Source organism: Streptomyces sp. NPDC030021 (genome assembly GCF_055574035.1).
Window position 1 is genome coordinate 476,433 of sequence record NZ_JBVIAH010000001.1, and the last position, 13,425, is coordinate 489,857.

General features: G+C 72.4%; 14 protein-coding genes. 10 read left to right on the plus strand and 4 right to left on the minus strand.

All coding sequences use genetic code 11. The features are described 5' to 3' along the window. Window positions 1-247 precede the first annotated feature (247 nt). On the plus strand, window positions 248-1,051 hold the full coding sequence (locus tag ACZ4YL_RS02035; RefSeq protein ID WP_468113284.1) for an IclR family transcriptional regulator: 804 nt from the start codon (window positions 248-250) through the stop codon (window positions 1,049-1,051). A 140-nt stretch (window positions 1,052-1,191) separates the two neighbouring features. Here ACZ4YL_RS02035 and ACZ4YL_RS02040 read toward each other — a convergent pair whose 3' ends face one another. Beyond that, window positions 1,192-1,884, minus strand: coding sequence for an ABC transporter ATP-binding protein (locus ACZ4YL_RS02040; RefSeq protein WP_468113285.1), 693 nt, complete (start codon window positions 1,882-1,884; stop codon window positions 1,192-1,194). After that, window positions 1,881-2,969: an ABC transporter permease gene (locus ACZ4YL_RS02045; RefSeq protein WP_468113286.1), complete on the minus strand. Its 1,089-nt coding sequence runs from the start codon at window positions 2,967-2,969 to the stop codon at window positions 1,881-1,883. Before ACZ4YL_RS02045 ends, ACZ4YL_RS02040 begins: the two co-directional genes overlap by 4 nt. 134 nt (window positions 2,970-3,103) lie before the next feature. Here ACZ4YL_RS02045 and ACZ4YL_RS02050 point away from each other — a divergent pair, with 134 nt between their 5' ends. The 3 genes from ACZ4YL_RS02050 to ACZ4YL_RS02060 all read left to right on the plus strand — a co-directional run bounded on the left by ACZ4YL_RS02050 (window position 3,104) and on the right by ACZ4YL_RS02060 (window position 5,601). Next, the gene (locus tag ACZ4YL_RS02050; protein WP_468113287.1) at window positions 3,104-4,381 is read left to right on the plus strand and encodes a sensor histidine kinase; all 1,278 of its coding nucleotides are present in this window, start codon (window positions 3,104-3,106) and stop codon (window positions 4,379-4,381) included. Beyond that, a complete protein-coding gene (locus tag ACZ4YL_RS02055) occupies window positions 4,378-5,013 on the plus strand; it encodes a response regulator (protein WP_468113288.1) in 636 nt (211 codons plus the stop codon). The genes ACZ4YL_RS02050 and ACZ4YL_RS02055 overlap by 4 nt, the downstream gene beginning before the upstream one ends. Window positions 5,014-5,127: 114 nt before the next feature. Further along, on the plus strand, window positions 5,128-5,601 hold the full coding sequence (locus ACZ4YL_RS02060; protein WP_468113289.1) for a hypothetical protein: 474 nt from the start codon (window positions 5,128-5,130) through the stop codon (window positions 5,599-5,601). A gap of 217 nt (window positions 5,602-5,818) precedes the next feature. Here ACZ4YL_RS02060 and yczR read toward each other — a convergent pair whose 3' ends face one another. Beyond that, window positions 5,819-7,306: a MocR-like transcription factor YczR gene (yczR, locus tag ACZ4YL_RS02065; RefSeq protein WP_468113290.1), complete on the minus strand. Its 1,488-nt coding sequence runs from the start codon at window positions 7,304-7,306 to the stop codon at window positions 5,819-5,821. A gap of 88 nt (window positions 7,307-7,394) precedes the next feature. Here yczR and ACZ4YL_RS02070 point away from each other — a divergent pair, with 88 nt between their 5' ends. The 5 genes from ACZ4YL_RS02070 to ACZ4YL_RS02090 all read left to right on the plus strand — a co-directional run bounded on the left by ACZ4YL_RS02070 (window position 7,395) and on the right by ACZ4YL_RS02090 (window position 12,148). Next, the gene (locus ACZ4YL_RS02070) at window positions 7,395-7,577 is read left to right on the plus strand and encodes a hypothetical protein (RefSeq protein WP_468113291.1); all 183 of its coding nucleotides are present in this window, start codon (window positions 7,395-7,397) and stop codon (window positions 7,575-7,577) included. After that, window positions 7,544-8,155, plus strand: coding sequence for a nucleotidyltransferase family protein (locus tag ACZ4YL_RS02075; RefSeq protein ID WP_468113292.1), 612 nt, complete (start codon window positions 7,544-7,546; stop codon window positions 8,153-8,155). Before ACZ4YL_RS02070 ends, ACZ4YL_RS02075 begins: the two co-directional genes overlap by 34 nt. A 252-nt stretch (window positions 8,156-8,407) precedes the next feature. Next, window positions 8,408-10,027: a malate synthase A gene (gene aceB / locus ACZ4YL_RS02080; protein ID WP_468113293.1), complete on the plus strand. Its 1,620-nt coding sequence runs from the start codon at window positions 8,408-8,410 to the stop codon at window positions 10,025-10,027. Window positions 10,028-10,349: 322 nt separating this feature from the next. Beyond that, window positions 10,350-11,492 carry a GDSL-type esterase/lipase family protein gene (locus ACZ4YL_RS02085; RefSeq protein WP_468113475.1) on the plus strand — a complete coding sequence of 381 codons (1,143 nt, stop codon included), beginning with the start codon at window positions 10,350-10,352 and terminating at the stop codon, window positions 11,490-11,492. 176 nt (window positions 11,493-11,668) lie between these two features. Beyond that, on the plus strand, window positions 11,669-12,148 hold the full coding sequence (locus tag ACZ4YL_RS02090; protein ID WP_468113294.1) for an SRPBCC family protein: 480 nt from the start codon (window positions 11,669-11,671) through the stop codon (window positions 12,146-12,148). A 22-nt stretch (window positions 12,149-12,170) separates the two neighbouring features. Here ACZ4YL_RS02090 and ACZ4YL_RS02095 read toward each other — a convergent pair whose 3' ends face one another. After that, complete coding sequence (locus tag ACZ4YL_RS02095; protein ID WP_351156617.1) at window positions 12,171-12,560, minus strand: VOC family protein; 390 nt, start codon at window positions 12,558-12,560, stop codon at window positions 12,171-12,173. Between the two features lie 130 nt (window positions 12,561-12,690). Here ACZ4YL_RS02095 and ACZ4YL_RS02100 point away from each other — a divergent pair, with 130 nt between their 5' ends. After that, a complete protein-coding gene (locus ACZ4YL_RS02100) occupies window positions 12,691-13,335 on the plus strand; it encodes a 3'-5' exonuclease (RefSeq protein WP_468113295.1) in 645 nt (214 codons plus the stop codon). Window positions 13,336-13,425: the final 90 nt, after the last annotated feature.

Genomic DNA, 13,425 nt, shown 5'->3' on the forward strand with positions numbered 1-13,425 from the left:
GAGCGTCCGGACGGACCACTGACACACCAGGACCGCAATTGGATGTTTCCACAGGATGGAATTAAGATTTCGCTATACAGAATGTAGCTACCACCACCGGGAACCGGGCGGATAACTTCCCGAGGACGTCCGCCACCCGGACAAACCCTCTCTGACCGGCGGAGACGACCTCGACCCCAACACTGGGGCCGACGCCGACCGCCGGGTAGGCTGCTCCCTTGCCTGCCAGCACCGAAAGGACCGCGCCGTGCCGACGTCCAGCGCCAGCACCACCGACGCTTCCTCGAAGACCCCCGCCGCCAGCGGTGGCGTCCAGTCTCTTGAGCGCGCCTTCGACCTGCTCGAACGCATGGCCGATGCCGGGGGCGAGGTCGGCCTCAGCGAGCTCTCCGCCGCCAGCGGTCTGCCTCTGCCCACGATCCACCGCCTGATGCGCACGCTGGTGGCGTGCGGCTACGTACGCCAGCAGCCCAACCGACGGTACTCCCTCGGCCCCCGTCTGATCCGCCTCGGCGAGTCCGCGTCGCGCCTGCTGGGTACCTGGGCCCGCCCCTACCTCGCCCGCCTGGTCGAGGAGACCGGGGAGACGGCGAACATGGCCCTCCTCGACGGCGACGAGATCGTCTACGTCGCCCAGGTGCCGTCCAAGCACTCCATGCGCATGTTCACCGAGGTCGGCCGCCGGGTCCTGCCGCACTCCACCGGCGTGGGCAAGGCGCTCCTCGCCCACACCCCGGCCGACGAGGTACGGGCCCTGCTGGCCCGCACCGGGATGCCGGCGGCGACCGAGAAGACCATCACCACGCCCGAGGGCTTCCTCGACGCGCTGGAGCACGTCCGCAAGGTGGGCTACGCGGTCGACGACAACGAGCAGGAGATAGGAGTCCGCTGCCTCGCCGTGTCGGTGCCGAACTCGCCGACCGCCGCCGCGATCTCCATCTCCGGTCCGGCGGGCCGGGTCACGGAGGCCGTGGCCGAGTCCTTCGTGCCGATCCTGCAGGGTGTGGCCGCCGAGCTCTCGGTGGCCCTGGCCAACCAGAGCCCCGCGTAGGTTCACGCAGGCGCAGAAGGCCCCGGCCGCCCCCTCGCATCGAAGGGGCGGCCGGGGCCTTTCCGTACGCCTTCCGTACGCCTTCCGTACGCCTTCCGTACGCCTTCCGTACGCCTTTCCGTACGCCGCTCAGGCGCCGCTCAGGGCGCGGGCACCGGGGTCGGGCTCAGCGTCAGGCTGCCGTCCGTCATCGTCGCCGTACGGTCCATCCGCTCCAGGTGGGCGTGGTCGTGCGTGACCAGCACCGTGGCCGTGGAGCGCTCCCGGGTCAGGGTGACCAGCAGGTCGAGCACGGCCGCGCCGCGCTCGTGGTCCAGCGCGCTGGTCGGCTCGTCGACCAGCAGCACGGCGGGCTCGTTCATCAGGGCGCGGGCGATGTTGATCCGCTGCCGCTGGCCGCCGGAGAGCTGGTGGGGGCGCTTGTCGGCCTTGTCGGCCAGGCCCACCGCGTCCAGCAGCTCCAGCGCCCGTCGGCGCACGGCCCGCGAGGAGCGGCCGGAGAGGTGCGCCATGACCTGGAGCTGTTCGGCGGCGGTCAGCGAGGCCAGCAGGTTCGGCTGCTGGAAGACGATGCCGATCTTCTCCCGGCGCAGGGCCGACTTCTCGGCGGGGCCGAGCTTCGTGGTGTCCTGACCCGCGACGACGACCCGGCCGGAATCCGGGGTAACGAGGGTGGCGGCGACCGCGAGCAGGCTGGACTTGCCGGAGCCGGAAGGGCCGATGACGGCCGTCAGCGTGCCGGCGGGCACCTCCAGGCCGACCGCGTCGAGGGCGGTGAGCCGGCTCTCGCCGTCGGGGTAGGTCAGCGTGACGTCGTGGACGAGGAGGGTCATCGGGCGCTCCCGAGGGCGGTCAGCGGGTCGACGGCCGTGATCCGCCGGATGGACAGGGCAGCGCCCAGTGCGCCGAGCAGGATCATGATCGCGGCGGGGACGAGCACGGTGGCGGCGTCGAGGACGAAGGGCACGGGGCCGCCGCTGATCACCGCGCCGAAGCCGGCCGCGAGCGCGGTGCCCAGCCCGGTACCGATGGCGAGCATCACGACTGCCTGGCCGAGGGCGTCCTTCAGGAGGTACGGGGTGGAGGCACCCAGTGCCTTCAGAACGGCGATGTCCCCGCTGCGCTGGATCGTCCACACCGTGAAGAAGGCGCCTATCACGAGGGCGGAGATGACGAACAGGAAGCCGCGCATCAGCTGCAGCGAGCCGTTCTCGGCCTGGTAGGAGCCTATGGCGCCCAGGGCCTCGTCCACGGTCTGCGCCTTGGTCCCGGCGGCTTTGTCCGCCGCGCCGAGGTCCACGCCGCCGCCACCGGAGACGGCGACGACGGTGGCGAGGGTGTCGATGGAGGTGCCGGGGTTGCCGACGCGCTGCCAGTCGTTGAGGTCCGTCCAGACGACCGGGGTGTGGCTGTAGGCGGCGGTCCCGGACACGCCCGCCACGGTCAGTTCCAGCGGGCCGATCTTGAGCTTGGCCCCGGCGGTCAGGCCGCCCAGCTCCTTCGCGGCCTTCTCGGTCAGGACCACCTGGCCCTGGGTGAGGCCGCCGTTCCGCGGTGCGAGCCCCCCGGCGGAGTCCACCCCGAAGACCGAGACCGCGGCGGTGCGCTCACCCGAGACGGCGTTGGTGGTGCGGATGCCGAGCGGCTCCGCCGCCTTCACCCCGGGCTGCCTGCGCCAGGCCAGCCAGGCGGACTCGGGCACCTGGGAGTTGGTGAAGGACACCTTCTGGTCCCCGCTGGGCGCGGCGAAGGCCAGGTGTGTGGCGGGCAGACCGGTGATGGCCGAGATGTTCTCCCGGGCCAGGCCGGAGGTGAGCCCGGACAGCAGGCCCACCAGCAGCGTGATGAGCAGCACGACCGAACCCATGAGGGCGAATCGGCCCTTGGCGAACCGTAGATCTCTCCATGCGACGAACATGTTCCCCACCTTGGTGTTCCGCGTGGACACAAGGCATCGCGCCACAGTAGTGATCCTCGTATCGAAGGGTGCCCGCGGACATCGAACTTTCGGTTGACCGGGTCCGGTCCGCCCCCACTTACGCTGGTCCGGACATGACTGCTCCCGTTTCCTCCGTTCTCCCCGCCCGCCCCGCTCTCCCCGCCACGCGCGCCCTGACGCCCGTGTCGAAGGTGCTGCGGCTGTGCCTGCACGCGCTGCTCCTCGGCCTGCTCGCGCTCGCCGCCGGGCGGGCCGTCGCCGACTCCGCGCCCCGGGCCGGCTGGGTGATCGCCGCCTGCGCGGTGCTCGCCGCCGTCTACGCGGGCGGCGTACGGGCCCCCGCCGTGCACAGCTCGCCGCGCGCCGGGGCCTTGTGGCTGGCCGGGCTCGGCGCGGCCTGGGCGGCGCTGCTCGTGGTCTGCCCCGACGGGCTGTGGATCGCCTTCCCGCTGTACTTCCTGGAGCTGCACCTGCTGCGGCTGCGCTGGGGGGTCACGGCCGTCGCGGTGACGGCGTGCGCGGCCATCGCCGGATTCCTCGCGCACAGCAGTTCGGTGACCCCCGGGGCCTTCCTCGGGCCGTTGCTGGGCGGGGCGGTGGCGGTGGCGACCGTACTGGGCTACCAGGCGCTGTACCGCGAGAGCGAGCGCCGCCGGGAGCTGATCGAGGAGCTGATCACCACCCGGGCCGAGCTGGCCGCGGCCGAGCGGGGTGCGGGGATCCTGGCCGAGCGGGAGCGCCTGGCCCGGGAGATCCACGACACCCTCGCCCAGGGGCTGTCCTCCATCCAGCTGCTGCTGCGGGCGGCCGAGCGGGCGCTGCCGACGGAGGCTCCGGCGCTGGAGCACATCGCCCGGGCGCGCGAGGCGGCCCAGGAGAACCTCGCCGAGGCGCGTCGTTTCGTACGGGCCCTCACCCCGCCGGACCTGGAGCGCGGGTCGCTCGCGGCCGCTCTGGAGCGGCTGTGCGCGGGGGTCCCGGGACCGTGCGTGCGGTTCTCGCTGAGCGGCAGTCCGCGGGTGCTGCCCACGCCGTACGAGGTGGCCCTGCTGCGGATCGCCCAGTCGGCACTGGCCAATGTGGTGCGGCACGCACGGGCCGGGCGCGCCGAGATCACCCTGACGTTCATGGACGCCTCGGTCACCCTGGACATCGTCGACGACGGGCACGGCTTCGACCCGTCCTCGGTCGCCTCCGGGGCGGGCGACGGCGGCTTCGGACTGCCCGCGATGCGCTCGCGCGCCGAGACCCTGGGCGGGCTGTTCACCGTGGAGTCCGACCCCGGCCAGGGCACCGCCGTGGCCGTCACCCTGCCGCTGCCCCTGGAACACCTGGAACACGCTGATCACGCGGAACACGCGGAACATCCGGACGCCGTGGAGGCCCTGTGACCATCCGTCTCCTGCTCGCCGACGACCACCCCGTGGTCCGGGCCGGGCTGCGCGCGGTGCTGGACACCGAACCGGACTTCGCGGTGGTGGCCGAGGCGGCGACCGCCGAGCGGGCGGTGGAGCTGGCCGCCGGTGAACCGGTGGACGTGGTGCTGATGGACCTCCAGTTCGGACCCGGTCCCGGTATGCACGGTTCCGAGGCGACGGCCCTGATCACCGCCCGCCCGGGCGCGCCCCGGGTGCTGGTGCTGACCACCTACGACACGGACGCGGACATCCTGGCGGCGGTGGAGGCGGGCGCCTCGGGCTATCTGCTCAAGGACGCCCCGCCGGAGGAGCTCGCGGCGGCCGTACGGACGGCCGCGGCGGGCCAGTCGGCACTGGCCCCGGCGGTGGCGCTGCGTCTGATGGACCGGATGCGGACCCCCGCGGCGGCGCTGACGAAGCGGGAGCTGGAGGTGCTGCAACTGGTCGCGGACGGCCTGTCGAACCAGCAGATCTCCAAGAAGCTCTTCCTCAGCCAGGCCACCGTCAAGTCCCACCTGGTGCACGTCTACGCCAAACTCGGCGTCGACTCCCGCACCTCGGCGGTCGCGGCGGCCGCCACCCGTCGGCTGATCCGCACCCCGTAGGGGGGCTGACCCCAGGGCGGACAGGCGGGGCTGCAGGCGGGTGCGCGGCGCGCGCCGCCGGGAGCATCGGGGGTGTCGAGCCATCGAGTCCCCCGAAACGAGAGCGAGCCCACGATGCCTGCCACCTCCATCCCCGCGCGCCGTGCGGCGGAGCGCCGCGACCCCGGCCCGCCGCCCGCCGCCGTCCGGGCCGCCTTCGCACTCTGGGTCACCGCCGTGGCCGCGGGCGCCTTCGAGACCGTGCTCATGGTGGGCCGGGCTCCGGCCGACGGGATCGGTGCGGGTCTGGCGGTGCGGCTGGCCGTGTTCACCGCCGCCGTGCTGGTCGCCTTACGCATGCGCCGCGGCGCCGGCTGGGCCCGGATCACGCTGGCGATCGGCCTCGGGATCCTCGGCACCGCCTCGTTGGTGGTCGAACCGCTCGGGTACCTCCTCGACGGCGGGTCGCTCTCCGCCGCGCTCGCTCGTGCGGACGCCCTGGAGTGGGTCTTCGGCGTCAGCAGGACGGCCCATCTGGCGGCCGTGCTGACGGCGGTGGTGCTGATGTTCCGCCCGGCGGCGAACCGGTACTTCCGCAGGTCCGCGTAGGGCGTGTCTTGCCGATCAGGCCGGATCAGGGAGCGGGGTCCGGTGCCATGGGGCCTCCCCAAGCCCGCCAGGGCCGAGGGGAAGGATCGCAAGGCGGACGAGGGAGGCGACGCGGAGCGTCGCCGACCGAGGACAACGCGGCGAGGCGCGGTGCCGGACCCCGCGAGCCCGCCCTGATCGGCAAGACACCCCCTGAGGTCCGACCCGGCCGGCCCCCCTACGCCACCCAGTGCGGCCGCTCCACCGCCGACGGCAGCGGGGCCCCGTCGTGGAAGGCGCTCGCGAGGCGGCGGATGCCCTCGTCGAGCCGGTCGGCGGGGAGCGTGTACGGGATCCTCAGCCGGTGCTCGAAGGTGCCCGGGTCCACGCCGAAGCGCGCGCCGCGGCCGATGTGCACCCCGGCCGCGGCGGCCCGCTCGGCCAGGGCGGAGCTGACCGGCTCGCCCAAGTCGACCCAGAGCGAGAGTCCGCCCGGCGGGACCTGCCAGGACCACTCCGGGGTGTGCCGCTGGAGCGCCTGCACCAGGGCCTCACGCCGGCTCCGCAGCTGCGCCAGCCGTGCGGGCAGTTCCCGGTCCATGCCGTCCAGCAGCGGGAGCGCGACCAGCTGGTCGAGCACCGAGCCGGTCATGTCGGCGGAGACCCGTACGGCCGTCAGCTCCGTGATCATCTTCGCGGTGGCCCGGATCCACCCCACCCGCAGCCCGCCCCAGTGCGTCTTGCTCAGCGAGCCGATGGTGATCACGTGGTCCGCGCCCCCGCGCGGGGCGAGGGAGGCCAGCGGCGCGGGCGCGGGCACGTCCAGTGCGATGTCGGCGATCGTCTCGTCGACGACCAGCCAGGTCCCGGTGGCACGGGTCGCCGCGAGCAGCCGCAGCCGCTGCTCCGGCGGCATCAGCGCGCCCGTCGGGTTGTGGAAGTCGGGGATCACGTACGCCAGCCTGGGCACGGTCTGGCGCAGTGTGGACTCGGCTATCTCCAGGTCCCATCCCGCGTCGGAGACGGCGATGGATCCGGTGCGCAGCCGCGCGTGGCGCAGGGCGTCGAGGGCGTTGGCGTAGGTCGGGTTCTCGGTCACGACCCGGTCCCCGGGCCCGCAGAGCAGGCTGACGACCAGCGAGAAGGCCTGCTGGGCCCCGGCCGTCACCAGGATCTGCTCGGGGCGCGTGGGGAGCCCGCGCCGGGTGAACCGGTCGGCGACGGCGCTGCGGAGGTCGGGCAGGCCGAAGGGGTGGTAGCCGGGGCCGCGCGCGAACCGGGGCAGCCGGGGCGCCGCCCGGGCGAAGGCGTCGGCGAGGCTGCCCTCCGGTGCGCCCATGGCGGCGATGGCGAGGTCGACACCGGGATCGCCGTCGGCGCTGTAGCCGCCGGCGCCGAGGAGGGCGTGGGCTCCGACCGGGCGGTGGCCGTCGGGGAGCTCGGTCCAGGTGCCGGAGCCGCGCCGGCTGCGGACGTAGCCGCTCTCGCGCAGCAGGTCGTAGGCGCCGGTGACGGTGGCCCGGCTGGCGCCGACGGCTTCGGCGAGCTCGCGTTCGGCGGGCAGCCGCACGTGCAGGGCGATGCGTCCGTCCAGGATCAGCGTGCGGACGGCGTCGGCGAGCGCCCGGTAGCCGGGGCGGGCGAGGACGTCGGCGGGCAGCAGGGCCGCGAGCTGACGGCTGCCGATGGTTCTGTCCGCTGTCTGGACCACTCGCCCGATTGCCATGCCAACCTCCCCTGATTGGCTCTGACGGCCAGGCCAATCGAGGACCAGACTCGCTGTATTGGCCCTCGATTGGCAAGGAGATCCCGAGATGCTGACCGACCGTGACGAACGTGCCCTGCTGGCCGCCGCCGAGAACCGGATCGCCCGTCCGCTGCGGATCGGGGCCGCGCTGGCCTCCGTACGGCGCACCCTGGCACGGCGGTCACACGCGCGCACGCAGCGGCGAGAATCGGTGGCATGTCATCCCACGCACACTCCGATCCACCCCTGATCGCGGGCCTGCTCCTGGCCGCCGGCGGCGGTCGCCGGCTCGGCGGACGTCCCAAGGCCCTGCTCCCCTATCGCGGCCGCCCGCTGGTCGAGAACGCCGTACGGGTCCTGCGCGAGGCGGGCTGCGGCCCGGTGCACGTGGTGCTCGGCGCCTCGGCGGCCGAGGTCCGCGAGCGTGCGGACCTGGCCGGCTGCGTGGTCGTGGACAACCCGGACTGGGCGCAGGGGATGGGCTCCTCGCTGCGGGTCGGCCTCGCCTCCCTCGCCGGTACGGGCGCCCGCGCGGCCCTGGTCTCGCTGGTGGACCAGCCGGGCATCGGCCCGGCGGCGGTGGCCCGGGTGCTGGCGGCGTACCGCTCCCCCACGAGCCTGGTGGCGGCGGCGTACGACGGGGAGCGCGGCCACCCGGTGCTGTTCGGCGCGGACCGCTGGGCCGACATCGCCGCGACGGCGACCGGCGACAAGGGCGCGCGGGTGCATCTTGCGCGACATGCCGAAGAGCTCATGCTGGTGGAGTGCTCGGACATCGCGGAGGCCTTCGACATCGACACGCCGCCCGACCTGGCACGACTCCTCTGAGCACGGTGTGACGGCAATGGCACTGAGGGCCACCGGGAAGCGGAATCTGTCGACTCAGAGAATCTCGACATCAACAAACCATTGAACTTCCACCATGAGGAAATTACTATCCACTGGTCAGAAGCGCCCTGAACCCCCAGACGGCGCCCGCGACCGTATTCCGGAACTCTCCACACCCGACGGCACTGCGTGCCGTCTCGCGCGAGCATTCCCCCGCGGCCGCCAGGCACCGCCGCTGAAGGAGTGACAGATATGTCCGCACCAGCGCCGTCCCCGCTGGCCATCGTCGACGCCGAGCCCCTGCCCCGGCAGGACGAAGTCCTCACCGAAGCGGCCCTCGCCTTCGTGGCCGAGCTCCACCGGCGGTTCGCCCCCCGCCGCGCCGAGCTCCTCGCCCGCCGCGCCGAGCGCCGTGCCGAGATCGCCCGGACCTCCACCCTCGACTTCCTCCCGGACACCGCACAGGTCCGCGAGGGCGACTGGAAGGTGGCGCCGGCTCCGGCCGCGCTGAACGACCGTCGTGTGGAGATCACCGGTCCGACGGACCGCAAGATGACCATCAACGCCTTGAACTCGGGCGCCAGGGTCTGGCTCGCCGACTTCGAGGACGCCTCCGCTCCCACCTGGGAGAACGTCGTCCTCGGCCAGCTCAACCTCATCGACGCCTACGAGCGTCGCATCGACTTCACCGACCCGCGCACCGGCAAGGCGTACGCGCTGAAGCCCGCCGACCAGCTCGCCACCGTCGTGATGCGGCCGCGCGGCTGGCACCTGGAGGAGCGTCACCTGCGGTTCGAGGGCGGCCCGGCCTCCGGCTCGCTCGTGGACTTCGGTCTGTACTTCTTCCACAACGCCAAGCGCCTGATCGACCTCGGCAAGGGCCCGTACTTCTACCTGCCGAAGACGGAGTCGCACCTGGAGGCCCGCCTCTGGAACGAGATCTTCGTCTTCGCCCAGGACTACGTCGGCATCCCCCAGGGCACCGTCCGCGCGACCGTCCTCATCGAGACGATCACCGCCGCGTACGAGATGGAGGAGATCCTCTACGAGCTGCGCGACCACGCGGCCGGCCTGAACGCGGGCCGCTGGGACTACCTCTTCTCCATCGTGAAGAACTTCCGTGACGGCGGCGAGAAGTTCGTCCTGCCGGACCGCAACGCGGTCACGATGACCGCCCCGTTCATGCGGGCGTACACCGAACTGCTGGTCCGCACCTGCCACAAGCGCGGCGCGCACGCCATCGGCGGCATGGCGGCCTTCATCCCCTCCCGCAAGGACGCCGAGGTCAACAAGGTCGCCTTCGAGAAGGTCAAGGCCGACAAGGACCGCGAGGCGGGCGACGGCTTCGACGGCTCCTGGGTCGCCCACCCCGACCTGGTCCCGATCGCCATGGCCTCCTTCGACGCGGTGCTCGGCGAGAAGCCGAACCAGAAGGACCGGCTGCGCGAGGACGTCTCGGTGGCCCCGGGCGAGCTCATCGCGATCGACTCCCTGGACGCGCGGCCGACGTACGAGGGCCTGCGCAACGCGGTGCAGGTCGGCATCCGCTACATCGAGGCGTGGCTGCGCGGCCTCGGCGCCGTCGGCATCTTCGGCCTGATGGAGGACGCGGCCACCGCCGAGATCTCGCGCTCGCAGATCTGGCAGTGGATCAACGCGGGCGTCGTGTTCGAGAACGGCGAGACGGCCACGGCCGAACTGACCCGCAAGATCGCGGCCGAGGAACTGACCGCCATCCGCGCCGAGGTCGGCGAGGAGGCCTTCACGTCCGGCAAGTGGAAGCAGGCCCACGACCTTCTCCTCCAGGTCTCCCTGGACGCGGACTACGCGGACTTCCTGACCCTCCCCGCGTACGACCAGCTGGTCGGCTGATACCCGGATTCGACTGAAACGCACAGCGGTCGAAGCCTGTCGGCTCCGCCCCCGTCGCCCAACGGCACGGGGGCGGAGCCGTTTGCGTTCCACAACAGGAAGAGCCAACTCCCGAACGACCGGTCGGTCGTTACTCGTTCGTAACGTGACTGTACCTAGCGGTAACAAGTGGGCCCGTGTCACCTTTCCGATGCCACCGGCCGGCGGTACCCCCACTTCCCAGCCACGCGACACAGTCGTCGCCGACTTCGGCGTGGCCGAACGCAGGAGTTCCGCAGTGATCGGATTCCGCAACGTCAACAAGGACCGGGACCGCAGTCGGATGCGACGGCTGGCCGGGGCCGGAATGGCCGTACCGCTCGCCGCCGCACTGCTGGCCGGCGGAGCCGGAACCTCCGCCGCCAGCCCGGGAACGGGACCCACCGCCGTGGTGTCCATGGGCGACAGCTACATCTCCGGCGAGGCCGGGCGCTGGAAGGGCAACAGCCTGACCAACAGCGGCAGCCGGAACGGGACCGACCGGGGCTGGGTCAGCGGCAGCACCTACGACCCCGCCAAGGTCTACGGGACCACCGCAGGCGGATGCGACCGCTCCGACTCCGCCGAGGTACGCAGCGCCGGGGCGATCGCCGACGTCGCCGTGAACCTCGCCTGCTCGGGGGCGGTTTCGGACAACGTGTTCCGCGCCTCCAACGGCGGCGTCGCCTACAAGGGCGAGGCCCCGCAGGCCGATCAGCTCGCCGCGGTGGCCGCGAGCCACGACGTCAAGGTCATCGCCCTGTCCATCGGCGGGAACGACCTCGGCTTCGCCGACATCATCACCGACTGCGCGCTCGACTTCGTCCTCTGGAACTCGTACTGCTACGACGACCAGCAGTACGGCGTCGACCAGAAGATCGATGCGGTCATGGGCAAGGTCGGCAAGTCCGTGGACGAGATCCGAGCCGTGATGCGCGCGGCCGGGTACGCCGACTCCTCGTACCGGATCGTTCTGCAGTCCTACCCGTCGCCGATCCCGCGCGGCGCGGAGAACCGGTACACGCAGAGCGACTGGAGCCGGCTCAACACCGGCGGCTGCCCGTTCTGGAACCGGGACTCCGACTGGGCGCGGGACTCGCTGGTGCCGCAGATAGCGAACCGGATCAAGGGCGTCGCGGCGGCCAAGGGCGTGCAGTTCCTGGACCTGCGGGACATGATGCAGGGCCGCGAGGTGTGCGCGAAGGCGAGCAAGCAGGTGAGCTCCACCGTGCCGGCCTCGGCGAAGACGAGCGAGTGGGCGCGCTGGATCGACAACAACGAGTCGCAGGGGCTGATCCAGGAGTCCATGCACCCGAACTACTTCGGCCAGCTGGCCGCGGGGCGCTGCCTGGCCCTGGTCGTGGCCCAGCCCGCGAGCTCCGGCTTCAGCTGCAAGAACACCGCGGGCGGGGACCAGACGGGCATGTTCCTGACCCCGGCCTCCTGAGAGGTCCCGCCGTCGGGGCTCCACCGGGCGACACGGCCCGGTGGAGCCCCGACGGGGCCCGTTCGGGTCAGTGGGACTGCGCGAACGGCCCTTCGGCGCGAGTCTGGGGGTGACGGACTGGGCGACGGACCGCGGGCCCGACGCGGCGCGCCGTATCCGGAGGGAGCGTGATCGGCGTGGCCCGGAACCGCCGCCTGATCCTGAGCACGCCGTCCGAGGTCTGGCGCCTGCTGTCCGACGGCCAGCGCTACGGCGAATGGGTCACGGGAACCCGGCAGGTCCTCGCCGCGGATCCGCACTGGCCGGACACGGGGGCCCGCCTGAAGGTCCGGGTCGGCACCGGCCCCCTCACCCTCGACGACACGTGCGTGGTCCGCCGGTGCGAACCCGAACGCCGCCTGGAATTGGAAGCTCGGGCCGAACCCTTCGGCGCGGCGCGCATCGCCATGCACCTGGCCCCCTGGGGCGAGAACACCCTGTTCACCCTCGACTGGCACCCCCTGCGGGGACCCGGCACCCGGATGCACGGACTCCCCGTGGACTACATCGTCGCCATCCGCAACGGCATGATGCTCACGAAGCTCGCCCGGATCGCGGTACGCGAACACGCCGACGCGCAGGCTCCGCAGGGGACGCAGGGGACGGTTCGCCGCTGAGGGCTCCGGTCCGGCAAGCGGGTCACGGGCCGGGAGCCGTCAGCACCGACAGGATGTTGCCCGCCGGGTCCTTGAACCAGGCGATGGTGGGCATGCCGTCCTCGCCGTGCACGATGCCCTTGGCGTCCGCCTCGAAGCCCTCGTAGCGCTCGAACGCGACTCCGCGCGCGGTGAGCTCGTCCACGGCCCGTTCGACGTCGTCCACGGGGAAGTTCAGGATCGTGTAGGCCGCGGGCCGGTGGTCCTCCTTCGGGTAGACCATGACCGCGGTGCCGCCCGCGAGGTCGAGGCGGAGCAGGCCCATCTCCTGATCCTCGGAGACGCTCAGGCCGAGGGTCGTGCCGTAGAACTCCTTGGCCTTCTCCAGGTCGTCGACCGCGAATCCGCTGAATGCCCTGCTGTTTTCGAACATGGCTGTTCCTCCGGTCCGGGGAGCCCCGCTTCCCATGGTCCCTCCGGGACGGCCGGGCGGCGATTCCGCACGCCGGCGCCCGGCGGAAATCGGGGTGATCGGCGCGAGGAGGGCTGGCATGCTCGGGCGCATGGCAGCCCGTGACGCACGTCCCAGCCTCTACATCTCCGTCGACATCGAGGCCGACGGACCCATTCCCGGACCGTATTCGATGATCAGCTTCGGGGCCTCGGTCGCGGGCCGCCAGGACGGCGCTTCGTATACGGCCGCCGATCCGGAACGGCTCACCTTCTACCGGGAGTTGCGGCCCATCAGCGAGGAGTTCGTACCCGAGGCGCTGGCCGTGAGCGGGCTGGACCGCGACCGCCTGGTGCGGGAGGGCGCCGATCCCGCGGCGGCCATGGCCGAATTCCGCGCCTGGGTACGGGAGGTGTCCGCGGGGGCGCAGCCGGTGATGTGCGGCTACCCGGCCTCCTTCGACTGGACCTTCCTGTACTGGTACCTGATCCGGTTCGGCGGGGACAGCCCCTTCGGCCACTCCGGCTGCCTGGACATGAAGACCCTCTACGCCGCGAAGGCGCGGGTGCCGCTGCGGGCCGCGGTGAAGGGCCGGATGCCGCGCGAGCTGCTGTCGCGGCGCCGCCACACGCACCACGCCCTGGACGACGCGATCGAACAGGCCGAGCTGATGAGCAACCTGATGCTGTGGACCCCTCCCCCGGTGTCCGCCCCGGCCGCCGGCCGGTCCCCCCTCATCACTCACTCGACCTGCTGAGCCGGGCACGGACACGGCGGCGGGGGGGGGGGGGGGGGGGGGGGGGGGGGGGGGGGGGGGGGGGGGGGGTGGGGGGGGGGGGGAAGGTGG

Bases quoted from the DNA above. Each gene is read 5' to 3' on its own strand.
- ACZ4YL_RS02040 (WP_468113285.1), bottom strand. From the start codon at position 1,884: ATGACCCTCCTCGTCCACGACGTCACGCTGACCTACCCCGACGGCGAG.
- ACZ4YL_RS02045 (WP_468113286.1), bottom strand. From the start codon at position 2,969: ATGTTCGTCGCATGGAGAGATCTACGGTTCGCCAAGGGCCGATTCGCC.
- ACZ4YL_RS02050 (WP_468113287.1), top strand. From the start codon at position 3,104: ATGACTGCTCCCGTTTCCTCCGTTCTCCCCGCCCGCCCCGCTCTCCCC.
- ACZ4YL_RS02060 (WP_468113289.1), top strand. From the start codon at position 5,128: ATGCCTGCCACCTCCATCCCCGCGCGCCGTGCGGCGGAGCGCCGCGAC.
- yczR (WP_468113290.1), bottom strand. From the start codon at position 7,306: ATGGCAATCGGGCGAGTGGTCCAGACAGCGGACAGAACCATCGGCAGC.
- ACZ4YL_RS02070 (WP_468113291.1), top strand. From the start codon at position 7,395: ATGCTGACCGACCGTGACGAACGTGCCCTGCTGGCCGCCGCCGAGAAC.
- ACZ4YL_RS02075 (WP_468113292.1), top strand. From the start codon at position 7,544: ATGTCATCCCACGCACACTCCGATCCACCCCTGATCGCGGGCCTGCTC.
- aceB (WP_468113293.1), top strand. From the start codon at position 8,408: ATGTCCGCACCAGCGCCGTCCCCGCTGGCCATCGTCGACGCCGAGCCC.
- ACZ4YL_RS02085 (WP_468113475.1), top strand. From the start codon at position 10,350: ATGCGACGGCTGGCCGGGGCCGGAATGGCCGTACCGCTCGCCGCCGCA.
- ACZ4YL_RS02095 (WP_351156617.1), bottom strand. From the start codon at position 12,560: ATGTTCGAAAACAGCAGGGCATTCAGCGGATTCGCGGTCGACGACCTG.
- ACZ4YL_RS02100 (WP_468113295.1), top strand. From the start codon at position 12,691: ATGGCAGCCCGTGACGCACGTCCCAGCCTCTACATCTCCGTCGACATC.